A 24,518-nucleotide genomic window follows, 5' to 3' on the forward strand; every position below is an offset into this window, starting at 1 on the left:
GTGAGCAGCGACACCAACAACCCGGCTCGCAAGGCCGAGATTGCAAAGAGCAAGGAAACCCGCGCCCGTTCGCTGGCACGGCGACTTGCCATGCAGGCGATCTACCAGTGGCAGATCAGTGCCGATGACTGGGAAGTCATTCTCCATCAGTTCGAGGAGAACCAGGATTACGCCCGTGTCGATGGCGAATATTTCCGTGAACTGCTGGAACAGGTGATTGCCGAGGAGAAGGAGCTGCTCGCCGTCATCGAGGAATTCTTCGATCGTCCGCTGGCGCAGCTCGACCCCGTGGAACGCGCGGTGCTGCTGGTCGGTGTGTTCGAACTCAAGCACCGCATCGAGGTGCCTTACCGGGTCGTGCTGAATGAATCGGTCGACCTGGCCCGCAAGTTCGGTGCTGCCGAGAGCCACAAGTTCATCAACGCCATTCTCGACAAGGCGGCCGCTTCGCTGCGCAAGCTGGAAGTCAAAGCCGCCGGCCGCTGAGGCCGCGGGCTCTTCCCATGCCCGGTGAATTCGAACTCATCCGCAAGTGGTTTGCCGATCCGGCAGCGTCGACGGCCGATGCGTCCTTGCAGCTCGGCATCGGTGATGATGGTGCGGTCTTCGCGCCGACACCTGGCTGTTCCCAGATCGTGGTCACCGACACCCTGGTGGCCGGTCGTCATTTTCCCGACGATGCCGGTCCGGCTGCGATCGGTCATCGCGCATTGGCGGTGAACCTGTCGGACATGGCGGCGATGGGCGCCCGGCCGAAATATGCTTTCCTGAACCTGACCCTGCCGGAAAGTGACGAAGCCTGGCTGGGTGAATTCTCGCGCGGTTTTTTCGAGCTGGCACGCGAACACCACGTGGCGCTCGCTGGCGGGGATACCACGCGAGGTCCATTGAACATTGCCGTGACATTGCTGGGCGAGGTGCCCGAGGGCAGCGCCCTGACGCGCAGCGGTGCATGCGTCGGCGACCTGGTTGCCGTAACAGGAAGGCCAGGACGTGCGGCAACCGCCCTGGTGCTGTGGCGTGAGGGCAAGGCCATTCCGGAAGAATTGAACAAGGCATGGCTGTGGCCGACGCCTCGGGTCGAGGCGGGCATCGCGCTGCGCGGGCTGGCGACAGCCTGCATCGACGTCTCCGATGGGCTGGTTGCCGACTTTGCGCACATTGCCGCCGCCAGCGACGTCGGGGCGCGGCTGGATGCCGATGCACTGCCGCGCGATGGCATCGACACCGATGCCTTGTTCCGTGGTGACGATTACGAGCTGTGTTTCACCTTCGCGCCCGCTGATGCCGACAGGATAGAGGCTGCGCTGACAGGCGCAGGGCAGGAGTACACCGTGTTCGGTGAAGTTGTTGCTGCCGGCGAGGCAGTCAGCGTGCAGCTGGATGGCGAGCAGCGAGCGGCCGCCGAGCTGGGTGGCTGGGATCATTTCCAGGATGGATCTTGAGGGTGGTTTCATGAAGGGCCAACGCATTCCCGCAGGCACGGTTTTCCGTTCGCCAGTGCATTTCCTGGCCTTCGGTTTCGGCAGCGGCCTCGCACCGGTAGCGCCCGGTACGGTCGGCACGCTGGCGGCCGTGCCTGCCTGGCTCGGCATCGCCATGCTGCCCGCGTGGTGGCAGGTCGGAGTGGTCGTTGCAGCGATGGTGGTCGGTATCTGGCTGTGCGGTCGCAGTGCCGGGATGCTGGGTGTTCACGATCACGGTGGTATCGTCTGGGACGAATTCGTCGGCCTGTGGCTGACGATGTTGCTGGCACCGACGGCCGGCCTCGGCGGCGACTGGCCGTGGCTGCTTGGCGGATTCCTTGCTTTCCGCCTGTTCGATATCGCCAAGCCCTGGCCCATCAAGCGCCTGGATCGTGACGTTGCTGGCGGGCTGGGAATCATGCTGGATGATATCCTTGCAGCTGTTTACGCAGCGGCTTTGCTGCGGATCGTGCAGTACGTACTGACGATTTTTCAATGAATCATGGCAAGCCGGCCAGTTCCAGGCCGGGTATCAGGACGACAATGAAGATCGAGAAACTCGGCAAGTACATCATTACCCGCGAGCTCGGCAAGGGCGGTTCGGGTACGGTCTACCTCTGCCACGATCCCTACAATCAGCGCGATGTCGCCTTGAAGCTGTACAACATCGGCGAGGGCCTGTCCGAGGACCAGGCGCGCAGCCGGCGCAAGGTCTTCTTCAACGAAGCGCACATGTCGGGCCTGTTGAACCATCCGAACATCCTGCCGATCTACGATGCCGGCGAGGAAGATGGTCAGTGCTACGTGGTCATGGAATACGTGCGTGGTGCCAAGCCACTGTCGACATTCTGCGAGCCACAGAATCTCCTGCCGATACGGAAGATCGTCGAGGTCTCCTTCAAGTGTGCCAAGGCGCTGGATTATGCCCATCGCAAGGGCGTGATCCACCGCGACATCAAGCCCAGCAATATCATGATGACGGGCGAAGGTGATGTCAGGATCGTCGATTTCGGCATCGCCCAGAACGACAACATCGAGCTGACACCGATGTCCGGTCTGGTCGGCTCGCCCAGCTACATGGCGCCGGAGCAGTTGCGCGAAGAGAAAGTCAGCAACCAGGCCGATGTCTATTCGCTCGGCGTGCTGATGTACGAATTGTTGACCGGCAAGCGACCCTACTATGGAGAGAACCTGTCGCGCCTGGTTCACCAGGTGCTGTATGCAACGCCACTGCCTGTGCATCGCTTGCGATCCGAGACGCCGCCCTCGCTGGAGGCGATAGTCGAGAAGGCGATGGCGAAGGACCGGTCCAAGCGCTACAAGACGGCAATGGAAATGTCGGTAGCGTTGACGCGCGCATTCAACGACCTGGGCAAGCAGGCCAAGGAAGTGACCGAGCAGGAACGCTTCAGCATGGTTCGCAAGCTCGAATTCTTCAGGGAGTTCACCTACCCGGAAGTCTGGGAGGTGCTGAATGCCTCGAAGTGGGAAACCCATGACAAGGGCGAATCAATCATCGTCGAGGGCGAGATCGACGACTCCTTCTTCATTATCGTGTCCGGTGAGGTCAACGTCACCAAGGACGGCAAGATGCTCGGTCGCCTGAAGGAAGGCGATTGTTTCGGCGAGATGGGCTATCTTTCTAAGACGGAACGCACGGCGACCGTGGTATCCGACAATGGCGTGGCGGTGATGAGGATCAACTCGACCCTGATCGACCAGGCATCCATGGAATGCCAGCTTCGTTTCCACAAGGTCTTTCTCAAGACCCTGATCGAGCGGTTGACCCGGACCAGCGAGCGAGTGGTGAAGGAAGACAAGTAATGGCGGACAGGAAAACCCGGCCAATGGAGCCCTCGCAGAAAACCAGCCCGATGCAGGCCGGAACCCAGCCCATGCCCGAGGGCCAGGCGCCGCAGGCTGCCGCCGGCAAGAAAGCTCCGACCAGGATGCCGAAGAAGCTGGGCAAGTACCGCCTCAAGAAGGAGCTCGGGCGTGGCAGCTCCGGCATGGTCTACCTGGGCAAGGACCCCTTCGAGGACCGCGAGGTCGCGATCAAGATCTATTACGGCGACGACGAGCTCTCGCCGCAGCAGGCCAACCTGCAATCCAAGCTGTTCTTCAATGAGGCCCACCTGGCGGGGCAGCTGAAGCATCCGAACATCCTGCCGATACACGATGCTGGCGAGGAAGAAGGGCAGCGCTACGTGGTCATGGAATACCTCCCGGACACCCAGCCCCTTTCGAATTTTGCGAAGAACAGCAACCTGCTGCCGCTGGAGAAGGTGGTGGAGATATTTTTCTCGGCCGCCAAGGCGCTGGATTATGCCCATTCGAATGGCGTGGTTCACAGGGACATCAAGCCGGCCAATATCCTGATGAACTCCCGTGGTCACACCCTGATTGTCGATTTCGGCATAGCCAAGTCGTCCGGCATCAAGGATGTCGAGCTGCTGGGCACCATCGGGACGCCGCGTTACATGTCGCCCGAACAGATTCGGGGCGAGAGCGTCGGCAACCAGACAGACCTTTATTCACTGGGTGTCAGTGTGTACGAGCTCCTGACCGGCATGTCGCCATATTACGCATCCACGTTGAACGAGCTTACCCACAAGATCCTCAAGGACAATCCGGTGCCGGTCAGCGAGTATCGGCCGGACCTGCCTGAAATCCTGTCTCGTGTCGTCATGCGCTGCATGCGCAAGGATCCGCGCAAGCGATACCAGACCGGTCTCGATATCGCCGGTGACCTGGCCTACATTTTCGACGAGATCAGCGAGGCCACGCAGGAATTGCCGGAAGAGGAACGTTTTCGCCTGACCAGGGATCTCAAGTTCTTCTCGCTGTTCGAGGATGAAGAGCTGCAGGATGTATTGCGGGCTGGCGAATGGAAACAGTACGCCAGTGGCCAGAACATCATCACCGAAGGCGAGGAGGATGACAGCTTCTTTGTCATCGTGTCCGGTGATGTATCGGTCTGGAAGAACGACACCGAGCTGGGCGTGCTGACCGAAGGTGACGTGTTCGGCGAGATGGGCTTCAATGGTCGCGTCGAGCGCACCGCAACCGTGCGGGCTCGCGGTAGCGTGTCAGTGCTCTGCCTGAACCAGCAGGCGATCGAACGGGCTTCGCCAGATGCGCAGCTGAAGTTCAACAAGGTGTTCGTCAATACGCTGATCGACAGGCTGGCACGCACCAACGAAAAGCTCTCGCAGCGCGGCTGACTCTCGCCGCATGTAAAAAAGCCCGGCAGTTGCCGGGCTTTTTCATTTTCAGGCCGCTGGCCCGGGGGATTACGATGCGTCCTTGTTCTTTTCCACGAGGGCGTAGGCCGAGTGATTGTGGATTGATTCGAAGTTTTCCGACTCCACCACATAGGAAGCGATGCGGTCATCGTTGTTCAGTCGCACAGCCACGTCACGCACCATGTCTTCGACGAACTTGGGATTGTCGTAAGCGCGCTCCGTCACATATTTCTCGTCCGGACGTTTCAGCAGGCCGTAGAGCTCGCAGCTTGCCTCTTCTTCGACCAGGTCGATCAGTTCCTCGATCCAGACAAAGCCGCGAACCCGGGCACGCACGGTGACATGCGAGCGCTGGTTGTGGGCGCCGTAGTCCGAAATCTTCTTGGAGCAGGGGCACAGGCTGGTGACTGGCACGATGACCTTGATTTCCAGCTCCGTCCTGTCGCCGCAGCGCTCGCCGATCAGGGCGACGTCGTAATCCATCAACGAAGTGACGCCCGACTTGGGTGCTGCCTTGCTGACGAAATACGGAAAGCGCATCTCGATGTGGCCTTTTTCGGCCTCGAGGCGCTCGGTCATTTCGGCCAGCATTTCCTTGAAGGAATCCACCGTGATCTCGCGTTCGTGGTTCTCGAGGATCTCCACGAAGCGGGACATGTGGGTGCCTTTGAAATTGTGCGGCAGGTCCACGTACATGTTGAAAGTGGCGATGGTGTGCTGTTCGCCGCCGCTGCGGTCCTTGACCCGAACCGGATGGCGAATGTCCTTGATGCCAACCTGGTTGATGGGGATGCGGCGCGTGTCTTCGCTGCCTTGGACATCGGCAATGGTCGCAGCGCTTGCCTGCTTGCTTGCACTCATTTAGCTGGTCTCCAATCGGGACTGGGTGACTTCGGGTCGGTCCGAAGTCGTGGGGGATGGGTATTATACCTGAGTTGCTCGTCGAGTTAAGGGGGCGAAATTCGCCGATAAGATGCGAAAAACCCGGATTGACAGGCAAAAACGCGGTTCAGTCGTCGCCTTCGCCGTCCAGTACCTCAAGCGAGCTGCCACCGTTCTTCTCCACCAGCTGCTTGACGCGCAGTTCCGCGCTTTCCAGCGCAGCCTGGCAGCTACGGACCAGCTTGATGCCTTTCTCGAAGTCCTGCAGGGCCGTTTCCAGGGGCTGGTCTCCGGATTCCATGCGCTCCACAAGCTTTTCCAGCGCCTCCAGGGACGCTTCGAAATCGACTTCCGACTGCTTGGATGCTTTGGTACTGCGCTTGGTCGGCATCTGCTTTCCTGTTGCGTGGTGGTCTTGCCGGTATGGCCCGGCCGGTGTCAGTATGACATCACACTGTCGGACCGTTGCCAACCGCGGATATCGGGTGGATAGCGGCTTTTTTCAAGGTCCCGTTGCAGGCGCCGAACGAGGAAGCAAGATGTCGCTCAAGGGAACGAAAACCGCTGACATGCTCCGCCAGGCATTTCGGCTGGAAGCGGAACTGAATCGCGTGTTGTTGTATTTTGCGGCCAAGGCCGATGTCGAGGGCAATAACGAAGCCGGCGCGGCATTTCGAGCCGCTGCCGAACGGGGCACCAGCCAGGCTGCCGGCCATCTTGAATACCTCGAGTCGGTATCCGACCCGGTGTCGGGCTTGCCAATGGGCTCGACCGCGCAGAACCTCAGGGCAGCCTCGGCTGCGCAAGGCCAGGCGGCCGAGAGTTTCTATCCCGAGGCGGCGATCATTGCCCGCGAAGAAGGGTTCGGCGAAATTGCCGATTGGTTCGAGGCATTGGCCAAGGCAGCGGACAACCAGGTAAAAAGACTGGCCAAGGCAAGCCAGGAAACGGACTGAAGCAGCGGGCCAGCGAGCCGCGCGACATTCATCAAGCAGGAGACAACCGCATGTCACACGAGGGTTATCACGAGCCTGTCGAGGAGCTCAGCGATGAAACCAGGGACTTCCACCGTGCGATCGAGTCGCTGATGGAAGAACTGGAGGCGGTCGACTGGTACCAGCAGCGCATCGATGCCTGCAAGGACAAGGAACTCGCAGCCATCCTGGCCCATAACCGGGACGAGGAAATCGAGCATGCTGCCATGGTGCTGGAGTGGATCCGTCGTCGAAACGGACGGTTCGACAAGGAATTGAAGGATTACCTGTTTACCGATAAGCCCATCGTCGACCTCGAGAAACATCACCACGACTGAGACTGGTCGTTTTTTGACCAGCTGCGCGCGCCGCCTTGCGGCGCGTTTTTTTTTGCACTTGCCGAAAATCCCCGCATTCTGCTCTCGCGGCCAGTGCGGCTTGGGCGCTAGAATGCCGGGGAGTGCGAAGCGCGGGCCGGACACAATATATCGTGTCGGTCTGTCGCTCCTTCGACCAGATGCAGTATTTCCTGCCGGGCCATTCGTTGCCCGGACAGCAAGACGAGGGTGCAAGAGCAACCACTATGAGCAACAAATACGATGCCGCTTCCATCGAGGTCCTTTCGGGCCTCGATCCGGTCAAGAAACGCCCGGGCATGTACACCGATACCACGCGCCCGAACCATCTCGCCCAGGAAGTCATCGACAACTCCGTTGACGAAGCCATCGCGGGCCATGCCAGGCGTATCGATGTCACGGTATTCAGTGATGGTTCGCTGGAGGTGAAGGACGACGGTCGCGGCATGCCGATCGACGAGCATCCGAAGGAAAAACTTCCGGGCGTCGAAGTCATCCTCACCAAGCTGCATGCGGGCGGCAAATTCTCCAACAAGAACTACCAGTTCTCCGGCGGCCTGCACGGCGTCGGCGTCTCGGTCGTGAATGCACTGTCCGAAAAACTCGATGTCCATGTGCGTCGCGGTGGCAAGGAATACCATATCGGCTTCAAGGCGGGTAAGCGCAAGTCCAAGCTGAAGGAAGTCGGCAAGGTCGGGCAGCGCAACACCGGGACGACCATCCGCTTCTGGCCTGACGGGCAATATTTCGATTCCGTGAATTTCTCCCTTCCCAGGCTGCAGCATGTGATGCGTGCCAAGGCAGTGCTCTGCCCGGGCCTGCACATCACCCTCACCATCGAAAAGAAGAAGGGCAAGAACGAGTTCTTCGAGTGGCAGTACGAAGACGGCCTGGTCGATTACCTCAACCACGAGCTTGATGGGCAGGAAACCCTGCCGGAAGCCCCGTTCACCGGTTCCATGGCCGGCAATGCCGAGGCCGTCGACTGGGCGGTCGTGTGGTTGCCCGAAGGTGGCGAGCTGGTGCAGGAATCCTACGTCAACCTCATTCCGACCATGCAGGGCGGTACGCACGTCAATGGGTTGCGCACCGGCCTGACCGAAGCCATCCGCGAGTTCTGCGATTTCCGCAGCTTGTTGCCGCGCGGCGTGAAGATTGCTCCGGAGGATGTCTGGGACCGGGTCAGCTATGTGCTGTCGGTAAAGCTCGAAGATCCGCAGTTCTCTGGCCAGACCAAGGAGCGCCTGTCATCGCGCGAGAGTGCGCCCTTCGTGTCGGGCGTCGTGAAGGACGCTTTTGCACTGTGGCTCAACCAGCACCCGGAGGCCGGCGAGGCGATTGCGCAACTGGCCATCCAGAGCGCGCAAGCACGCCAGCGCGCCGGCAAGAAGGTCGTACGCAAGCGGGTCGTTGCCGGTCCGCAGTTGCCCGGCAAGCTGGCTGACTGCTCCTCGCAGGATCCTGATCGCAGCGAGCTGTTCCTGGTGGAAGGTGATTCGGCTGGCGGTTCGGCCAAGCAGGCTCGTGATCGCGAGTTCCAGGCCATCATGCCGCTCCGCGGCAAGATCCTGAATTCCTGGGAGGTTTCGCCGGAGGAGGTGCTGGGTTCGCAGGAAGTCCATGACATCGCCATTGCCATCGGTGTCGATCCCGGCTCGGCGAACCTGAAAGGCCTGCGTTACCAGAAGATCTGCATTCTTGCAGACGCTGATTCCGACGGCCTGCATATTGCGACCCTGTTGTGTGCCTTGTTCCTGCGCCATTTCCGACCGCTGGTGGAAAGCGGTCATGTGTTCATGGCCATGCCTCCCCTGTACCGGGTCGACGTCGGCAAGCAGGTGTTCTATGCGCTGGATGATGCCGAGCGCAAGGGCATCCTGGACCGGATCGAAGCCGAAAAGATCAAGGGCAAGGTGTCGGTCACACGCTTCAAGGGGCTGGGTGAAATGTCTCCGCTGCAGCTTCGCGAGACCACCATGGCTCCCGATACCCGTCGCCTGGTGCAGCTCACCATCGATCCCAAGGATCCGGTGGAGAAAGTCATGGACATGTTGCTGGCAAAGAAACGCGCCGGTGACCGCAAGAAGTGGCTGGAAGAAAAGGGCAATCTTGCGGACATCCCGCTTTGAATCAGTTCAACAACCGGAATTGCATAAATGAGTGATCTGAATACCCGCAACATGTTCGACGATTTCGAATCGTTGCCGATGAAGGAATTCACCGAGAAGGCCTACCTCGATTATTCGATGTACGTCATTCTCGATCGCGCCTTGCCGAACATCGGCGATGGCCTGAAGCCGGTACAGCGTCGGATAATCTACGCGATGTCGGAGCTTGGCCTGAAGGCCGAGTCGAAGTACAAGAAATCCGCGCGCACGGTCGGTGACGTGATCGGCAAGTTCCATCCGCACGGTGATTCGGCCTGTTACGAAGCCATGGTGCTGATGGCGCAGCCGTTCTCCTACCGCTACCCGATTGTCGACGGGCAGGGCAACTGGGGCTCGCCGGACGATCCGAAATCCTTTGCAGCCATGCGGTACACCGAGTCGAAGCTCGCACCCTATGCGGAAGTCCTGCTGTCGGAAGTCGGCATGGGTACGGTCGACTGGCAACCGAATTTCGATGGCACGCTGGAGGAGCCGAAGGTCCTTCCTGCGCGCCTGCCGAACGTGCTGCTGAACGGCACGACGGGTATCGCGGTCGGCATGTCGACCGACATTCCGCCACATAACCTGAAAGAAGTCGGCAACGCCTGCATGCGTCTCCTGGAGAATTCGCGGGTCGGTCTTGATGAGCTCATGGAGCGCGTGCAGGGTCCGGATTACCCGACCGATGCGGAGATCATTTCCACGCCTTCGGAAATTCGCCAGGTCTATGAAACCGGCAACGGTTCGATCCGGATGCGTGCGAAATGGGAAAAGGAGAAAGGCAGCGGCAACGTGATCGTCACTGCGCTCCCTTACCAGGTGTCGGGTGCCAAGGTGCTTGATCAGATTGCCCAGCAGATGCGCAACAAGAAGCTGCCGATGGTGGAAGACCTGCGTGACGAGTCGGATCACGAGAATCCGACGCGCCTGGTGCTGGAGCCGCGTTCCAATCGCGTCGATCTCGAGCAACTGATGAATCACCTGTTCGCCACCACGGATCTCGAGCGGACCTATCGCGTCAACCTGAATGTCATCGGCCTGGATGGCCGGCCGCAGGTCAAGAACCTCAAGCAGATACTCACCGAGTGGATCGAATTCCGCCAGCAGACCGTGACGCGTCGCCTCGAACATCGCCTCGAGAAGGTCGAGAAGCGACTGCACGTGCTGGAAGGCCTGATGGTCGCCTACCTCAATATCGACGAGGTCATCGAGATCATTCGCAACGAGGACGAGCCCAAGAAGGTCCTGATGAAGCGCTTCAAGCTGAGCGACATCCAGGCTGATGCGATTCTCGACCTCAAACTGCGCCACCTTGCCAAGCTCGAGGAGATGAAGATCCAGGGCGAGCAGGACCAGCTCGAACGGGAACGGTCGGGAATCAAGAAGATCCTTGGCAACGACAAGTTGCTGAAAGCGATGATCAAGAAGGAAATCGCCGAGGACGTGAAGAAGTACGGCGACGACAGGCGTTCGCCGATCGTGAAGCGCGACGCGGCGCAGGCGATGGACGAAACCGCGCTGATACCGAGCGAACCGGTCACGGTAGTGCTTTCGAAGCGTGGCTGGGCGCGAGCGGCGAAGGGGCATGACATCGATCCGTCATCGCTGCAGTATCGCCAGGGCGACGAATTCCTAGCTGCGGCACGTGGCAAGTCGAACCAGCTGGCCGTATTCCTGGATTCGACAGGGCGCACTTACTGCATCCAGGCTCATTCATTGCCGAGCGCACGTGGCCAGGGGGATCCCCTTTCCGGCAAGTTGAATCCGCCGGATGGGGCAACTTTCGTTGGTGTCGCGCTGGGTGATCCGGAGGACTACGTGTTGCTTGCTTCAAATGCCGGCTACGGGTTCTTTACCCAGTTGAAGGAGTTGCATACCCGCAACAAGAAGGGCAAGGCATCGTTGTCGGTGCCGAAAGGGGGCAGGGCCCTGGCGCTGGCGCCAGTGGCTTCAGCGGACAAGGACTGGATCGTCGCCTCGAGCAGCGAAGGGCACTTGTTGTGCTTCCCGATCGAGCAGTTGCCGCAGCTTTCCAAGGGCAAGGGCAACAAGATCATCAATATCCCGGGACCGAAGTTCAAGAAGGGCGAAGAGGAGATGGTCGCGATCACTTCCATGCCTGACGAGGATGGCATCGTCATTTACAGCGGCCAGCGTCACATGAACCTGGGGTACCGCGACCTGGATGACTACGAGGGCGAGCGCGGCCAGCGCGGCCGCAAGCTGCCACAGGGCTATCGCAAGGTGGCGAGGATCCTGCCGCAGTCCTTCCTGGAAAAGAAGTGACCTGATCGTCCTTGATGAAAAAGGCCGCGTCATGCGCGGCCTTTTCGTTTTCCTTGCAGCGAATTCAGGTCAGGCGGGCAGCTTGGCATCTTCGGCCATCACGACCTCCGGCTCCTGCACGTAGTTGCCCTGGATGTAGTTGACGCCCAACTGCCACAGCACGGCCATCGTGTTGGCGTTTTCGACGCGCTCCGCCACGGATTCGATGCTCATCTCGCGCGACTTTTCGAGGATGGCCTGGACCTTCTCCCGCTTCTCGTCGTCACTGCCGATGACCTGCATGAAAGAGCCGTCGATCTTCACGAACGCCATGGGGATGTGCTGGAACATCTGCATCGAGTTGTGACCGATGCCGAAGTGTTCCAGGGCGACGAGCTGACCGAATTTCTTGGCGGTTTCAGCGACAGCCTTCGATTCGTTCAGGCGCTTCTCCGCGGTCGACTCGGCAATCTGGAACACCACCGACCCCTTTTGCGGTTTGTACTTGCCGAGCACGCCGTCCAGCCATGACACGAATTTGCTGTCTGCCAGGCTTTGCTCCGAAATGCGGATGAAGAACTGGGCCTTCTTGCCTTCCGTGTGGCGCTCGACCAGCCGAGACATCGAGTTCTGCAGGATCCAGCGATCGATACCGGTCATGAGGTTGTTGCGCTCGGCGGCCGGAATGAAATCACCCGGCATCACTTCCTCACCGTCCTCGGTCTTCATGCGCACGAGGATATCGAACATTTCGCTGACATCGCCTTCCAGGCTGGCAATGGGCTGGAATACGAGCTGGAAACGATTGTCCTTGAGTGCACCGGTGATGCGCTTGACCCAGCCGGCGTCGAGCACCTTGCCTTCCTTGTCGACCTCTGCAGGGGCGTAACGCACGGCCTTGTTGCCACCTTTGTCGCGAGCTTCCTTGTTGGCAAGCTGCGCCAGCGAGATCAGCTGGCCGGCGTTCTTGAATTCGTTCTTGTAGTCGGCGTAGCCGATGCTGACCGTCATGCTGGTCGACTGGCCACCGGCTTCGAATACCCTGCCGGCCACGTCTGCCTGCAGCTTCTCGGCAAAGGCATCGAGTTCCGCATCGTTCTTGCGGGTGATCACGGCAGTGAAGATGTTGCCGCCAAAACGTGCCAGCAGATCCTGCTCTTCGACGCTCTCCCGCAGGTGGGCTGCCAGCAGTTTCAGGACGTTGTCGGATGCCAGCGGGCCGACCTTTTCCTCGATCTGCGAGAAATGGTCCGGCTTCAGGAACATCAGGGCGCTGGCACCGGCAGGCTTGTTCTTGATGGTCTGGTTGACCAGTTCGACAAAATGGTGGCGATGGAAGAGTCCCGTCAGCGGGTCACGCTTGCCGATTTCGTCCATCTCGGCCTGCATCTCGGCCCTGAGCTCGCTGGTGTCGCCCTCGCCACGGATGGCAATCTCGATACACGGCTCGCCATCAAGTTCCGTCTGGTCGAATTCCAGCTTGGTGTCGAAGGTCTCGCCGTTCTTCATGCCCTGCACAGACAGCGTGCCCACTTCCTTGCCCTTGTTGGTGGCAACCAGCGCTTCGCGAAGGGCGTCCTGATCGCCCTTGGCGAACAGGTCCATGATCGTGTAGCCCTCGACATCGTCCGGGTCGGTGAAGCCGAACATCTCGGCAAATGACGGGTTTGCCTGGATCAGGATGCCGTCCTGCGCATAGGCGATCGAGTCCCCCGATTCGGCCAGGAATTCCTGGAAGCGTGACTGGTATTCGCCCACCAGGGCCTGGGCCTCTCGCAGGTCGCGGCGCGACTGAACCGCCGCGAGCTCGCGCTTGATAACCGCCAGCAGGAGGCGCTCGTTGTCCAGGGTCAGCAGCGCATGGGCGCCACGCTCGATCACCACGGCCATCGCGTCTTCGTCGAGCTTGCTGGCCACGGCCAGCACGGCAGAGTCTGGCGAGAGCTTCTGCTGGGAGCTGATTACCTCGTGAATCGGTGCTTTCTCGACTCTCAGGAAGGCAAAGATCAGGTCGGGTTTCTGGTCCTGGATGATCTCCTCGGCATCTTCCAGCGACGAGGCCCAGCTGGAGCGCACGGCATGGCCTGCGCCTCGCAAAATGCCATTGAGTTTCTCGGCATTGTTCTGCGATTGCGAGATCACCAGAATGGGCAGGAAATTGCGTTCGACCAAGACCGTTCCTCTGAATAGATAGTCAGCTTCCGTACAGAACGTACGTTGTAAAGGATAACATCCGTTGTTTCCAGTTGTTTGCACCCAAAATCAGGGTCTTACAACAGTATTTTCCCAGAGGCCTCCGGGATTTCTCTGACCAAGCGGGGTACGAGGTATCCCGACAGTCGGGCATGCACCTGGTTCCACAGCAAGCGGGCTCTCGACTCCGGGAGGTCGAAGTGAGCTGCCCCTTCTACCTTGTCGAGGACGTGCAGGTAATACGGCAGCACACCGTTGGCAAACAGGGCTTCCGACAACTCGCAGAGCGTGTCGGCCGAGTCATTGACTCCGCCCAGCAAGACCGACTGGTTGAGCAAGGTGATGCCGGTCTGGCGCAGCCTTCGCAAGGCTTCGCGGGCCCGTGTGCCCAGTTCGGCAGGGTGGTTCACATGCAGTACCAGTACCGTATCCAGCGGCAAGCCCGTCAACCAGTCCAGCAGTTCATCGTCCACCCGGGAGGGCAGCACGACCGGCTGCCGGCTGTGAATCCGCAGGCGACGCAGATGCGGCAGGGCGGCCAGCTCCGTGCTGACCCGCCTCAGCTTGTCGGTCCCGAGCAGCAGCGGGTCACCGCCGCTCAGGATCACCTCTTCGATGCCCTTGTCGGCCGCAATGGCCTGGCGGATGGCTGGCCAGTCGGCCAGGGGGTTGGCATCGGTGTAGTCGAAATGCCGCCGGAAGCAGTACCGGCAATGAACGCCGCAAGCACCGGTCAAGGTCAGCAGGGCGCGCCCCGAGTACTTCTGCAGCAGGCCCGGCGTGGCCTGCGGGCCAGCCTGGGCTGCGGTTTCAGCCAGCGGATCCCGGCTGTAGCCGGCGACAGTGTCCAGTTCCTTGCCAAGCGGCAGGAACTGGCGCAGCACCGGGTCAGCTGGATTGCCCGGCTCGATGCAGTCGAGCAGGGCTCGCGGCAGGCGCAAGGGGAATTGCGTCGCGGCCGTTCGGGCGGCGGGCAGGTCGGCCAGGTCCAGTGACAGCAGGCGGAAGAGTTCCTCCGGATCACGGATGGCGGCAGCCTGTTCGGCTTTCCAGTTGCTGCCTTCGGAGTTGTTCGCGGGCTGACTTCGACCGGGGATAGGCGCTACCATACGGACCCTGAAATTGGTTGCCGGCAAGAACCGGCATTTTGCATCCGGGAGCACAGGAAGAAAATGGCCAGCTATTCCACCAACGAATTCCGCGGCGGTCTCAAGATCATTCTCGACGGCGATCCGCACACCATTGTCGAGAACGAGTTCGTCAAGCCAGGCAAGGGCCAGGCCTTCAATCGCACCCGTGTCCGCAACCTCAGGACCGGCCGGGTAGTGGAGAAGACCTTCAAGTCCGGCGAGTCGGTCGAGGCGGCCGATGTGCATGAAACCGACATGCAGTATCTCTACAACGACGGCGAGATGTGGCATTTCATGGAGCCGGACACGTTTGTCCAGCATGCCGCTGACGCGAACGCGGTGGGCGAAAACGCCAAGTGGCTGAAGGAGCAGGATACCTGCCTGGTGACCCTCTGGAACGGCACGCCGCTGGACATCACGCCGCCGAACCACGTCGAGCTGGCGATCACCGAGACCGACCCGGGGCTGCGTGGCGACACCTCGGGAGGCGGCAACAAGCCCGCCACCCTGGAAACCGGTGCCGTCGTGCGCGTGCCCTTGTTCCTCAACGAGGGCGAGGTGATCAAGGTCGATACCCGCACGGGCGAATACGTCTCCCGCGCCAGCAAGTAAAGCGGGATCCGGAGCTGCAGTGAGCGACTGGCAGCCTTCCGCGAGCCGCGACGCCCTGCTACGGCGCCAGGCGCTGGTCGACAAGCTGCGGCTGTTCTTTGCGGAGCGCGGCGTGCTCGAGGTGGAGACGCCGATGCTCAGCCGGGCGGCAACCACCGATCCGCAGCTGGCCAGCAACCGGGTGGAGTTGCCTGGCGAGTCGACACCTTTTTACCTGCACACCTCGCCGGAATTCTTCATGAAGCGCTTGCTGGCAGCAGGCTCCGGCGACATCTGGCAGCTGGGCAAGGTGTTTCGCGGCGCCGAGCAGGGCCGCATGCACAATCCCGAGTTCACCTTGCTGGAGTGGTACCGGCAGGGATTCGATGACCGCCGGCTGATGGACGAAGTGGCCGAGCTGCTGGCGGTGCTGCTTGGCGGTCGCTTGCAGCAGCCTCCCGAGTTCACAAGCTACGCCGAGCTGTTTCGCCAGCACCTGGGTGTCGATGCGCTGGCGAGCAGCGATTCCGACATTGCTGCCGCGCTCGAGGGCCGCGTGGACCTGCCGGGCGGGCTGGCACGCAACGAGTTGCTCGACCTGGCTGCCAGCACCTTGATCTATCCCGCCCTCGGCAAGGAGCGCGTCTGTTTTGTCACCGGCTTCCCGGCCGACCAGGCGGCCTTGGCGCGCTTGAACGAAGATGGCCGGACCGCGCGCCGCTTCGAGGCCTTCGTGGAAGGTGTCGAACTGGCCAACGGTTTTTACGAGCTGTGCGACGCGCCCGAGCAACGCCGGCGCTGCGAGGCGGAGAACAGGGCACGGCGTCAGCAAGGCCTGGCGGCAATGCCGATCGACGAGCATTTTCTTGCGGCGCTGGAGTCAGGCTTGCCGGATTGTGCGGGTGTGGCGGTTGGATTCGACCGGGTGGTGATGCTGGCGCTGGGCAAGGCCGACATTGCCGCAACCATGAGTTTTTCTTTCGAGCGCGTCTGAGCGCCTGACGGAGTAGATCGAATGTTTTCCACTGACGCCATCGAGGCCGACAACAAGGCCGATTTCTATGCCCAGCTCGCAGACTTCGCGCGCGGCCTGGTTCACGGCGAGACCGATGCCATAGCCAACGCAGCCAACCTGGCGGCACTGCTCTATCACATGTTGCCGGACGTGAACTGGGCGGGATTCTATTTCATGCGCCCGCTGGAAAACGGTGGCAGGGAGCTGGTGGTCGGCCCGTTCAACGGCAAGCCGGCCTGCGTGCGCATCGCACTGGGCAAGGGTGTGTGCGGTACTGCTGCCGAGACCCGGCAAACGCAGCGTGTTGCGGATGTCGACGCCTTTCCGGGTCACATCCCCTGTGATGCGGCGTCTCGCTCGGAAGTCGTCGTGCCGCTGCTGCGGGGTGACGAGGTGATCGGAGTGCTGGACATCGACAGCCCGATGCCTGATCGCTTCGACGCCGATGACCAGGCTGGCCTGGAGCGTATCGCCCGAATTGCCGAGGAAAGCCTGGCCCTGCTGTGAGGTTCAGGTCAGCTTGCCGATGCGCTGGCCCATCTTCAGGGCAGCCCCCGGCTGCATGATGTCATCCCAGGACAGGCGGCCCTGCTCGGCCAGCAGGATCACCGTCGAGCCCATGTTGAAACGCCCCAGTTCCTTGCCCTTGGCAATTCGAATGCCGTCGCGTCCCGATGCCGTGCCGTAGTGCCAGGTCTTCAGATCGCGACCGCGTGGTGGCGTGATTTCTCCGGCCCAGACCGTTTCGATGCTGCCGACAAAGATGGCACCGACCATCACAACCGCCAGCTTGCCGGCCGGCGTGTCGAAAATGGTTACCACGCGTTCGTTGCGCGCAAACAGTCCCGGCACTTCTGCAGTGGTCCGCGTGTTGACGCTGAACAGTCTTCCCGGAACGTGGCGCACCATCGACAATTCGCCATCGAGCGGCATGTGGATGCGATGGTAATCGCGCGGCGACAGGTAAATGGTGGCGAAGCTGCCATTGCTGAACATCTCGGCATCTTCTTCGCTGCCAAGCAGTTCGGCGGCCGTGTAACTGTGGCCCTTGGCCTGGAAGATGCGGCCGTCCTCGATGGCCATGGCCTGGCTGACCGCGCCGTCGACCGGCGAGACCACGGATTTTTCACTGCCATCGACCGGCCGGGCTGACACTTTCAGTGCCCGCGTGAAAAAGTCGTTGAAGCTGTCGTAGTCCCTGGCTTCTTCGCGAACCGCCAGCGACAGATCCACCTTGAAGCCTTTGACGAACTGCTTGATGGCTGCCGTGGTCAGTGGACCAAGACGCAGTCGGGTCAGCCAGTGCACCACCCGCGACAGCGCATGGTGGGGCAGGGGGTATTGAATGAGAGATTTCCAGCTGGCCTTGTTGTTGGCGCTCATTGGGCGTTCCCGGGTTCAGTGATGATGATGTCGATCTGGCGTTCCGCGGTGCACCTTGGCAATGGCAACAATCTCCTTGCCGGATGCAAACGCAAAGCGCAGTTCTACCGATTCGCCCTCGGCGAGCCGTGGCTCGGCATCAAAGAGCATGAGATGTCGGCCGTTCGGTTCGAAGCGAACGCATTTGCCAGGATCGAGCGTCACGCTGGGCGTCTTGCGCATGCTCGCCGTGCCATCGGCGTCGAAGGTTTCATGCATTTCGATGCGGCTGAAGCGTTCGCTGCTGACGTCGGTAAGGGTTTCGACGCGCTTGCCATCGTTGCACAGCAGAAAGTAACCGCCGTTGACGGCAACGCCGGGTGGCGCTTCGCGCAACCAGGCCTCGTCCAGCCGCAGCGTGCTGTTGCCGGCATGGGCGCTTGCAGTCAGCAGCAGGAGTACGAGAAGCCTTGTCATCGGTAGTTGTCGACCATGGTTTGCATGTCGGTGGCAATTGCGTCAGCGGAATGCGGTGCGGTGAACAGGGCGTGCAAGTCGCCGGCCGGATTCACGACCAGGATCGCCGAGCTGTGGATCACGGTGTAGCTGTCGCCTTCCGGCTGGTATTCCCACGCGACACTCATGGCCTCGGTGATTGGGGCGAGTGCATTGCCATCGCCACGCAGGCCGATGAAATCCGGGTTGAAATACTTTGCATACACAGCGGTCTTCTCGGCGTCATCACGCTGCACGTCCACCGATACGAATACCACTTGTGGTGCGGATTCGCCGAGCCGGTCGGTCACCTGGTCCAGCATGAACAGGGTATTGGGGCAGACGTCCGGGCAATTGGTAAAGCCAAAGAACACCAGGCTCCACTGGCCTTCGAAATCGGCACGCGTGAAGTCTGCCTCCGCACCTCGCTCCAGCGTGAACTCGGGCAATGCCCGCGGGCTGGACAGTACGGTGGCGGATTCGGTCTGCAGGGGTTCGGTCGATTGCTGGCTGCGCGTGGCAATGGCAATGCCGGCGCCGGCAGCCATCGCCGCAACAGCGACCAGCAGGATGATATTTCGTCGAGTCATCCGCTTATTATCCCACAGCGATTATCTGACAGCGACAGCTCGGTTATGATGTGGCCTGCTTTTTCGTTAATGACATCCGCTGGAGAGCGCCTTGGCCAAGCAGCCCACTGAATCAGGGATCGAATCCCTGCAGGAAATCGATGCCGACCTGTCCAGCGGACGGGAATTCATCTATTGGGCAGCCCGTTGTTTCGAAAGCAGTGACATCTTTTATGGTCATGGCACCGACAATCCGCTGGACGAAGCGGTGGCGCTGGTCATGCACGTGCTGGAGCTGCCGTTCGGCTGTCCGGACGAACTGCTTGATAAGCGCATCAGCAGCGCCGAAAAGGCACGTATTCATGAATTGGCAAGTCGTCGCATCGAGCATCGCGAGCCGCTGGCCTATCTGCTGGGCGAGGCATGGTTTGCCGGACTCAGGTTCAAGGCCGATGCCCGCGCCCTGGTGCCACGCTCGCCGATCGCGGAGCTGGTCGAGCAGGGCTATGAACCCTGGGTGGATGCCGAGTCGGTGACAGCGGTGCTGGACCTGTGTACCGGTGGTGGCTCGATTGCCATCGCCACGGCACTGGCCCTGCCCCAGGCCGAGGTCGATGCCGTCGACCTGTCGGCCGAGGCGCTGGCACTGGCGGCGGAGAATGTAGCGCTGCACGAGGTGGGTCAACGTGTCACCCTGTTCGAGGGCGACCTGTTTGCGCCATTGCGGCGCAAGCGTTACGACATCATCGTGTCGAACCCGCCCTATGTGGATGCCGAGGACATGGCCGCCTTGCCGGCAGAGTTCCGGCGCGAACCCGAGCTGGGTCTTGCAGCGGGTGACGATGGTCTCGACATCGTGCACCGCATCCTCGCGGAGGCGCCGCGTTACCTCGCCGACGAGGGCATCTTGATTGTGGAAGTGGGCAACAGTGCGCCGGCCCTGGAGGCGACTTATCCACAGGTGGAATTCACCTGGCTCGATTTCGAACGTGGCGGCGATGGCATATTCCTGCTGACCTCGGACCAACTGCACGCTATCGCGGAGAAATAACGGATGTCAGGCAATACCTTCGGAAAACTGTTCACGGTCACTTCGGCGGGCGAGAGTCACGGCCCGGCGCAGCTCGCGATAGTCGATGGCTGCCCCCCGGGACTCGAATTGAGCGAAGCCGATATCCAGCCCTACATAGAAAAGCGTCGCAGCGGGACGTCGCGCCATACTTCGCAACGCCGCGAACCGGACCAGGTGAAAATCCTCTCTGGTGTTTTCGAAGGAAAGACCACGGGTGCATCGATTGCCTTGCTGATCGACAATGTCGACGCACGCAGCAGGGATTACGACAAGATCGCAAAACAGTTTCGCCCCGGCCATGCCGATTACACCTGGCACCACAAGTACGGCCGGCGGGATTACCGCGGTGGTGGTCGTTCCTCGGCCCGGGAGACGGTAATGCGCGTCGCCGCTGCGGCGATTGCCCGCAAGTACTTGAAAGAGCAGTTCAACCTGCAGATCCGTGGTTGCGTCACACGCATTGGCGACATCGAAATCCCGGTCAATGACTGGAATGCCGTGGCAGGCAACCCCTTCTTTGCTGCCGACGAGAAAACCCTGCCGCAGCTCGAGGAATACATGGACAAGCTGCGTCGCGATGGCGACTCGGCCGGGGCTGCGGTGCGAATCGAGGCACAGGGCGTGCCGGTCGGGCTTGGCGAGCCTGTGTTCGACAAGCTCGACGCCGATATCGGTTCGGCAATGATGGGCATCAACGCGGTCAAGGCCGTGGGTATCGGCGATGGCTTTGCGGTTGCCGGGCAGCGCGGCAGCGAACATCGCGACGAGATCACGCCGGACGGGTTCCTCAGCAACCATGCCGGGGGCACGCTGGGCGGAATTTCCACGGGCCAGGACCTGGTGGTGGAGCTGGCATTCAAACCGACCTCGAGCATTCGCATTCCGGGCAAAAGCATCGACGAGGATGGCCAGCCGGTCGAGGTGGTCACCACCGGTCGGCACGATCCCTGCGTAGGGATTCGCGGTGTGCCGGTGGCCGAGGCCATGCTGGCTCTGGTGCTGATGGATCACTGGCTGCGCTATCGCGGGCAATGTGGCGCATCCTGAACCGTCGGCAGGTCCGGGCGGCATGAAGCGACTGCCGGTACCGTTCATCCGCCTGTCAGGCTATTACTTTTTCCACTTCGCCACGCTCGGTTTGTTGATGCCGTTCTGGGGGCCGTACCTCCGTGAACTGGGTATCGACGAAAAAGGCATCGGCTTGGTGTATGCGACCTTGCTGGGTGCCAAGATCATTGCGCCCAATGTCTGGGGCTGGCTGGGCGACCATTTCGGCAGGCGCCTGCCCCTGATCCGTGGCGGGGCGCTCGGTGCCTTGCTCGTCTTTGCCTTCCTGGGTAACCAACCGACCTTTGCCATGATCCTGCTGGTGATGGCCGGCTTCGGGTTCTTCTGGAATGCCATCCTGCCGCAGTTCGAAGCCACCACGCTGAATCACCTGGGTCGTGATCATTCACGCTATACCTTGATCAGGGTCTGGGGGTCCGCCGGGTTCATTGCCGCCGTGCTCGGCGGTGGCTGGTGGTTCGACAGCCACGCCATCGAACAGCTGCCGACCCTGGTCATGATCCTGCTGGTCGGTCTGCTGCTCAGTACCTTGCTGACCCCCGAGCCGGCGGGCAGCACCCGACCAGGCCCCGGGGAGAAGGCCCGCCTTTGGCCGGTGCTGAAGCAGCCACGGGTCCTGGCGCTGTTTGTCGTGTTCTTTCTCATGCAAGCCAGCCACGGGCCTTACTACAGCCTGTTTTCCATTTACCTGGAGGACCTCGGCTACAGTCGCAGCCAGGTGGGTCAGTTCTGGGCACTGGGGGTGTTTGCGGAAATCGGGGTATTCCTGCTGATGCCCTGGTTGTTGCGGCGATTCTCCCTGAAAGGCCTGCTGCTCTGCGCTTTGCTGGTCACAACCGGGCGCTGGCTGATGATTGGTCTCATAGCTGATAAAATGTGGGCTTTATTGCTCGCCCAATCCCTGCATCTCGCCAGTTTTGGCATTTACCACGGTGTTGCGGTGGTGTTCATTCATCGCCTGTTTACCGGTTCCTTGCAGGGCAGAGGGCAAGCGCTCTACAGCAGCCTGGGTTTTGGCGCGGGTGGAGCGGTCGGCAGCGTCATGGCTGGATATATCTGGTCCAGCGTGTCCCCGGCTGCGGTCTTCCTCGCTGCCGCTGCCGCGACCGGGCTTGCTGCCTTGCTGGCCATGCTGGGCGTTGTCGAGCCGCGTGCTTCGGCGCCTGCCGAATCGTCGGCCAATGAATTCACTTGAATACAGGATAATTAATGACCATGAAGAAAGTTAATGTCGCAGTTGTTGGTGCCACCGGTGCGGTTGGCGAGACCATGCTGGAGATTCTCGAGGAGCGTAACTTCCCCGTCGAGAACATCTACCCGCTGGCCAGTGAACGCTCGGCGGGCAAGCGCATTCGCTATGCCGGCAAGGACGTGGTGGTCCAGGACCTCGCCAAGTTCGACTTCTCCAAGGCGCATATCGGCCTGTTCTCCGCCGGTGGCAGCATTTCCGCGGAATATGCACCCAAGGCCGCTGAAGCGGGCTGTATCGTGGTGGATAACACCTCGCATTTCCGCCGCGAGGAAGACATTCCGCTGGTCGTGCCGGAGGTGAATCCGGAAGCGGTGGCTGACTACAAGAGCCGCGGCATCATTGCGAATCCGAACTGCTCGACCATCCAGATGCTGGTGGCCTTGAAGCCGCTACACGATGCCGCCCACATCGAGCGCATCAACGTCGCGACGTACCAGGCGGTGTCCGGCGCCGGCAAGAGCGCCATGGAAGAGCTGGCTGGCCAGAGTGCGGCGCTGCTGAACGGCAAGGAGCCGGAGGTCAAGCAGATGACCCGCCAGATCGCCTTCAACGCGATCCCGCATATCGATACCTTCCAGGACAATGGCTATACCCGGGAAGAAATGAAGATGGTGTGGGAAACCCGCAAGATTTTCGGTGACGAATCGATCAAGGTGAATCCGACGGCAGTGCGCATTCCGGTGTTTTTCGGCCATGCCGAGGCCATCCACATCGAGACCCGCGACAAGTTGACCGCCGAAAAGGCCCGCGAATTGCTGGAAAAAGCCCCTGGCGTCAAGGTCATGGACGAGCGAGCTGATGGCGGTTACCCGACTCCGGTGGACCAGGCGGCAGGTGAGGATCCGGTCTGGGTAGGCCGTATTCGGGAAGATATTTCCCACGACCATGGCCTGAACCTTTGGGTGGTCGCGGATAACGTCCGAAAAGGGGCGGCCTTGAACTCTGTCCAGATTGCTGAAATATTGGTGAAAAGCTATTTGTAAGCTATAGTTAGGCCAACCTTGTAAAGACAATTATCAACAGTTCGTTGCATCTAGCGGCAAAGTAGGGCCCCTTGGCCGGGGCCCCTCAAAGTAAGGGAGTCACAATGAGACGCAATCTGGCCACGCTGCTGGCACTCGTGCTGGCATTTGCCTCTGCCAGTGTTCTGGCCCTGGGATTGGGAGAAATTCGTCTTAACTCCTATCTGAACCAGCGCCTGGATGCAGAGATCGAACTCATTTCCGCCACCGCTGATGAGCTGAACACGCTCGAAGTCGGGCTGGCCGACTGGGAGACATTCGAGCGGCAGGGCATTCCAAGGCTGCCGGAACTCAGTGATCTCAAGTTCCGCGTGGTGCGTCGCCCGAACGGCACCGCTTACGTTCACATCACCTCCAGCAAGCCCGTCAAGGAGCCTTTCCTGACGCTGCTGATCGAGGCTGACTGGTCGCGTGGCCGCCTGTTGCGCGAATACACGCTGCTGCTGGACCCCCCGACTTTCCAGGCTGATCGTGCCGCGGCCCAGGCCGCTGCCGAAGCTGCTGCTGCGCCGGTTACCGAGGAGGCTCCGGCGGAAGCCACGCCGGCCGACATCCTGCAGGGCGATGCCGGTGGCGAGCTGGCTGCCGAAACGGCCAGTGGGGCTGCAGCTGTCGTGGCAGCCGGTTCGGAAGACGAGGCTGTTGACGACGCACTGCCTGAGACGGCTGACGATACATCCATGGAACAGGGCGGCGATGCCGTCAGTATCCCGCCGCTGGAAGACGATCAGGCGTCGCTGGCCGACCAGGCTGCCGAGGAGGCTTCCGCGGCCGAAGTTGCCAGTTACGTGGCTTCCGAGCGTGGTGGTGACCTGGGAGGCGAGTACGGGCCGATCCAGCGTAACGAAACCCTTTGGGGCATTGCCCAGCGCCTGCGGCCGGATTCAAGCATCACCATGAACCAGATGATGCTGGCGATCTTCCGGGCCAATCCGGAAGCTTTCGAAGGCAATATCAATCGCCTGAAAGCCGGCTACGTGCTGCGCATTCCCGAATATGACGAAATCACTTCCTGGAGCGCGCGCGAGGCCTTCCTGGAAGCCAAGCAGCAGAACGAGGAATGGCAGTTCGGTGCGACCGGCGGTGATTCCATGTATGCCGCGGAAGACAGCGGCGATGACTACGCGGCTGAAGAAGAGCCGTCGCTGAGCCTGGTCGCCCCGGATGAGTCCTCCGAGGATGCCGGTTTTGGTGACGAGGATTCGGCCTACGAAGATGAATACCAGGACAGCTACGCCGATACCTCATCTGGCATGGCTGACGACAGCAGTGCTGCGCTGGCTGCCGGCGATGATGCCGACAGTGGTGCCGTTGACCTCGGTGTCGAAGAGTCCGGCGAAGAACGCCTGGCGACGGTCGAGTCAGAGACGTTCCAGGCCATGCAGGACAGCGATGCCCAGGGTGCCGCGATCGA

At 60.9% G+C, this 24,518-nt stretch carries 24 protein-coding genes; 17 read left to right on the forward strand and 7 right to left on the reverse strand.

What is annotated here, in order from left to right; genetic code table 11:
* From nusB to R3217_03465, 5 genes are read left to right on the forward strand one after another with little or no spacing between them, the layout of a single operon-like run.
* Positions 1-486: a transcription antitermination factor NusB gene (gene nusB, locus R3217_03445; GenBank protein ID MDX1454488.1), complete on the forward strand. Its 486-nt coding sequence runs from the start codon at positions 1-3 to the stop codon at positions 484-486.
* Positions 487-503: 17 nt separating this feature from the next.
* Positions 504-1,445 (forward strand): thiamine-phosphate kinase, encoded by a 942-nt coding sequence (gene thiL / locus R3217_03450; GenBank protein MDX1454489.1) that lies wholly within the window; start codon positions 504-506, stop codon positions 1,443-1,445.
* Positions 1,446-1,455: 10 nt separating this feature from the next.
* Positions 1,456-1,965 carry a phosphatidylglycerophosphatase A gene (locus tag R3217_03455; protein ID MDX1454490.1) on the forward strand — a complete coding sequence of 170 codons (510 nt, stop codon included), beginning with the start codon at positions 1,456-1,458 and terminating at the stop codon, positions 1,963-1,965.
* On the forward strand, positions 1,962-3,290 hold the full coding sequence (locus tag R3217_03460; protein ID MDX1454491.1) for a serine/threonine-protein kinase: 1,329 nt from the start codon (positions 1,962-1,964) through the stop codon (positions 3,288-3,290). Before R3217_03455 ends, R3217_03460 begins: the two co-directional genes overlap by 4 nt.
* Complete coding sequence (locus tag R3217_03465) at positions 3,290-4,690, forward strand: serine/threonine-protein kinase (protein MDX1454492.1); 1,401 nt, start codon at positions 3,290-3,292, stop codon at positions 4,688-4,690. Before R3217_03460 ends, R3217_03465 begins: the two co-directional genes overlap by 1 nt.
* A 69-nt stretch (positions 4,691-4,759) precedes the next feature.
* On the opposite strand, the gene folE2 is transcribed toward R3217_03465, so the two are convergent.
* Positions 4,760-5,572 carry a GTP cyclohydrolase FolE2 gene (gene folE2, locus R3217_03470; protein ID MDX1454493.1) on the reverse strand — a complete coding sequence of 271 codons (813 nt, stop codon included), beginning with the start codon at positions 5,570-5,572 and terminating at the stop codon, positions 4,760-4,762.
* Between the two features lie 148 nt (positions 5,573-5,720).
* Positions 5,721-5,984: an exodeoxyribonuclease VII small subunit gene (locus tag R3217_03475; GenBank protein ID MDX1454494.1), complete on the reverse strand. Its 264-nt coding sequence runs from the start codon at positions 5,982-5,984 to the stop codon at positions 5,721-5,723.
* Positions 5,985-6,132: 148 nt separating this feature from the next.
* Between R3217_03475 and R3217_03480 the strand changes: the two genes are divergently transcribed.
* The 4 genes from R3217_03480 to parC all read left to right on the forward strand — a co-directional run bounded on the left by R3217_03480 (position 6,133) and on the right by parC (position 11,356).
* Positions 6,133-6,549, forward strand: a complete 417-nt coding sequence (locus tag R3217_03480) for a rubrerythrin (protein ID MDX1454495.1) — start codon at positions 6,133-6,135, stop codon at positions 6,547-6,549.
* A 50-nt stretch (positions 6,550-6,599) separates the two neighbouring features.
* Positions 6,600-6,905 (forward strand): ferritin-like domain-containing protein, encoded by a 306-nt coding sequence (locus tag R3217_03485; protein ID MDX1454496.1) that lies wholly within the window; start codon positions 6,600-6,602, stop codon positions 6,903-6,905.
* A 245-nt stretch (positions 6,906-7,150) separates the two neighbouring features.
* Entirely contained in the window at positions 7,151-9,052 is a 1,902-nt protein-coding gene (gene parE / locus R3217_03490; GenBank protein ID MDX1454497.1) for a DNA topoisomerase IV subunit B, read from the forward strand.
* Positions 9,053-9,079: 27 nt separating this feature from the next.
* Positions 9,080-11,356, forward strand: a complete 2,277-nt coding sequence (parC, locus tag R3217_03495) for a DNA topoisomerase IV subunit A (GenBank protein MDX1454498.1) — start codon at positions 9,080-9,082, stop codon at positions 11,354-11,356.
* Positions 11,357-11,425: 69 nt separating this feature from the next.
* Here parC and R3217_03500 read toward each other — a convergent pair whose 3' ends face one another.
* Both R3217_03500 and epmB read right to left on the reverse strand, forming a co-directional pair.
* Complete coding sequence (locus R3217_03500; GenBank protein ID MDX1454499.1) at positions 11,426-13,507, reverse strand: EAL domain-containing protein; 2,082 nt, start codon at positions 13,505-13,507, stop codon at positions 11,426-11,428.
* Positions 13,508-13,605: 98 nt separating this feature from the next.
* Positions 13,606-14,637 (reverse strand): EF-P beta-lysylation protein EpmB, encoded by a 1,032-nt coding sequence (gene epmB, locus R3217_03505; protein MDX1454500.1) that lies wholly within the window; start codon positions 14,635-14,637, stop codon positions 13,606-13,608.
* A 63-nt stretch (positions 14,638-14,700) separates the two neighbouring features.
* On the opposite strand from epmB, the gene efp reads away from it, so the two are divergent.
* The 3 genes from efp to R3217_03520 are packed head-to-tail and all read left to right on the forward strand — an operon-like array spanning position 14,701 to position 16,771.
* Positions 14,701-15,270, forward strand: coding sequence for an elongation factor P (efp, locus tag R3217_03510; GenBank protein MDX1454501.1), 570 nt, complete (start codon positions 14,701-14,703; stop codon positions 15,268-15,270).
* Positions 15,271-15,289: 19 nt separating this feature from the next.
* Positions 15,290-16,243, forward strand: a complete 954-nt coding sequence (epmA, locus tag R3217_03515) for an EF-P lysine aminoacylase EpmA (GenBank protein ID MDX1454502.1) — start codon at positions 15,290-15,292, stop codon at positions 16,241-16,243.
* Between the two features lie 21 nt (positions 16,244-16,264).
* Complete coding sequence (locus R3217_03520) at positions 16,265-16,771, forward strand: GAF domain-containing protein (GenBank protein ID MDX1454503.1); 507 nt, start codon at positions 16,265-16,267, stop codon at positions 16,769-16,771.
* A 3-nt stretch (positions 16,772-16,774) separates the two neighbouring features.
* Here the strand turns inward: R3217_03520 and asd are convergent, their stop codons facing one another.
* Genes asd through R3217_03535 form a run of 3 tightly spaced genes read right to left on the reverse strand, consistent with a single transcriptional unit; the run spans position 16,775 to position 18,711 of the window.
* On the reverse strand, positions 16,775-17,647 hold the full coding sequence (asd, locus tag R3217_03525) for an archaetidylserine decarboxylase (protein MDX1454504.1): 873 nt from the start codon (positions 17,645-17,647) through the stop codon (positions 16,775-16,777).
* A 15-nt stretch (positions 17,648-17,662) separates the two neighbouring features.
* Positions 17,663-18,103 carry a copper chaperone PCu(A)C gene (locus tag R3217_03530; protein ID MDX1454505.1) on the reverse strand — a complete coding sequence of 147 codons (441 nt, stop codon included), beginning with the start codon at positions 18,101-18,103 and terminating at the stop codon, positions 17,663-17,665.
* On the reverse strand, positions 18,100-18,711 hold the full coding sequence (locus R3217_03535) for an SCO family protein (GenBank protein ID MDX1454506.1): 612 nt from the start codon (positions 18,709-18,711) through the stop codon (positions 18,100-18,102). Before R3217_03535 ends, R3217_03530 begins: the two co-directional genes overlap by 4 nt.
* Before the next feature lie 91 nt (positions 18,712-18,802).
* Here R3217_03535 and prmB point away from each other — a divergent pair, with 91 nt between their 5' ends.
* From prmB to R3217_03560, 5 genes are all read left to right on the forward strand, one after another.
* Positions 18,803-19,741 (forward strand): 50S ribosomal protein L3 N(5)-glutamine methyltransferase, encoded by a 939-nt coding sequence (prmB, locus tag R3217_03540; GenBank protein ID MDX1454507.1) that lies wholly within the window; start codon positions 18,803-18,805, stop codon positions 19,739-19,741.
* A 3-nt stretch (positions 19,742-19,744) separates the two neighbouring features.
* On the forward strand, positions 19,745-20,809 hold the full coding sequence (gene aroC / locus R3217_03545; GenBank protein MDX1454508.1) for a chorismate synthase: 1,065 nt from the start codon (positions 19,745-19,747) through the stop codon (positions 20,807-20,809).
* Positions 20,810-20,831: 22 nt separating this feature from the next.
* A complete protein-coding gene (locus R3217_03550) occupies positions 20,832-22,025 on the forward strand; it encodes an MFS transporter (GenBank protein ID MDX1454509.1) in 1,194 nt (397 codons plus the stop codon).
* 20 nt (positions 22,026-22,045) lie between these two features.
* A complete protein-coding gene (locus R3217_03555) occupies positions 22,046-23,065 on the forward strand; it encodes an aspartate-semialdehyde dehydrogenase (protein ID MDX1454510.1) in 1,020 nt (339 codons plus the stop codon).
* 104 nt (positions 23,066-23,169) lie between these two features.
* The coding region (locus R3217_03560) for a FimV/HubP family polar landmark protein (protein ID MDX1454511.1) at positions 23,170-24,518 on the forward strand (1,349 nt) is incomplete at its 3' end.

The sequence above is a fragment of the Gammaproteobacteria bacterium genome (assembly GCA_033720895.1).
In the GTDB taxonomy this organism is placed as follows: domain Bacteria; phylum Pseudomonadota; class Gammaproteobacteria; order Natronospirales; family JAJUFS01; genus JAWWBS01.

Excerpts from the sequence above, each read along its gene's own strand:
- thiL (MDX1454489.1), top strand. The coding sequence starts at position 504 with ATGCCCGGTGAATTCGAACTCATCCGCAAGTGGTTTGCCGATCCGGCA.
- R3217_03455 (MDX1454490.1), top strand. The coding sequence starts at position 1,456 with ATGAAGGGCCAACGCATTCCCGCAGGCACGGTTTTCCGTTCGCCAGTG.
- R3217_03460 (MDX1454491.1), top strand. The coding sequence starts at position 1,962 with ATGAATCATGGCAAGCCGGCCAGTTCCAGGCCGGGTATCAGGACGACA.
- R3217_03465 (MDX1454492.1), top strand. The coding sequence starts at position 3,290 with ATGGCGGACAGGAAAACCCGGCCAATGGAGCCCTCGCAGAAAACCAGC.
- folE2 (MDX1454493.1), bottom strand. The coding sequence starts at position 5,572 with ATGAGTGCAAGCAAGCAGGCAAGCGCTGCGACCATTGCCGATGTCCAA.
- R3217_03475 (MDX1454494.1), bottom strand. The coding sequence starts at position 5,984 with ATGCCGACCAAGCGCAGTACCAAAGCATCCAAGCAGTCGGAAGTCGAT.
- R3217_03480 (MDX1454495.1), top strand. The coding sequence starts at position 6,133 with ATGTCGCTCAAGGGAACGAAAACCGCTGACATGCTCCGCCAGGCATTT.
- R3217_03485 (MDX1454496.1), top strand. The coding sequence starts at position 6,600 with ATGTCACACGAGGGTTATCACGAGCCTGTCGAGGAGCTCAGCGATGAA.
- parE (MDX1454497.1), top strand. The coding sequence starts at position 7,151 with ATGAGCAACAAATACGATGCCGCTTCCATCGAGGTCCTTTCGGGCCTC.
- parC (MDX1454498.1), top strand. The coding sequence starts at position 9,080 with ATGAGTGATCTGAATACCCGCAACATGTTCGACGATTTCGAATCGTTG.
- epmB (MDX1454500.1), bottom strand. The coding sequence starts at position 14,637 with ATGGTAGCGCCTATCCCCGGTCGAAGTCAGCCCGCGAACAACTCCGAA.
- efp (MDX1454501.1), top strand. The coding sequence starts at position 14,701 with ATGGCCAGCTATTCCACCAACGAATTCCGCGGCGGTCTCAAGATCATT.
- R3217_03520 (MDX1454503.1), top strand. The coding sequence starts at position 16,265 with ATGTTTTCCACTGACGCCATCGAGGCCGACAACAAGGCCGATTTCTAT.
- asd (MDX1454504.1), bottom strand. The coding sequence starts at position 17,647 with ATGAGCGCCAACAACAAGGCCAGCTGGAAATCTCTCATTCAATACCCC.
- R3217_03530 (MDX1454505.1), bottom strand. The coding sequence starts at position 18,103 with ATGACAAGGCTTCTCGTACTCCTGCTGCTGACTGCAAGCGCCCATGCC.
- R3217_03535 (MDX1454506.1), bottom strand. The coding sequence starts at position 18,711 with ATGACTCGACGAAATATCATCCTGCTGGTCGCTGTTGCGGCGATGGCT.
- aroC (MDX1454508.1), top strand. The coding sequence starts at position 19,745 with ATGTCAGGCAATACCTTCGGAAAACTGTTCACGGTCACTTCGGCGGGC.
- R3217_03550 (MDX1454509.1), top strand. The coding sequence starts at position 20,832 with ATGAAGCGACTGCCGGTACCGTTCATCCGCCTGTCAGGCTATTACTTT.
- R3217_03555 (MDX1454510.1), top strand. The coding sequence starts at position 22,046 with ATGAAGAAAGTTAATGTCGCAGTTGTTGGTGCCACCGGTGCGGTTGGC.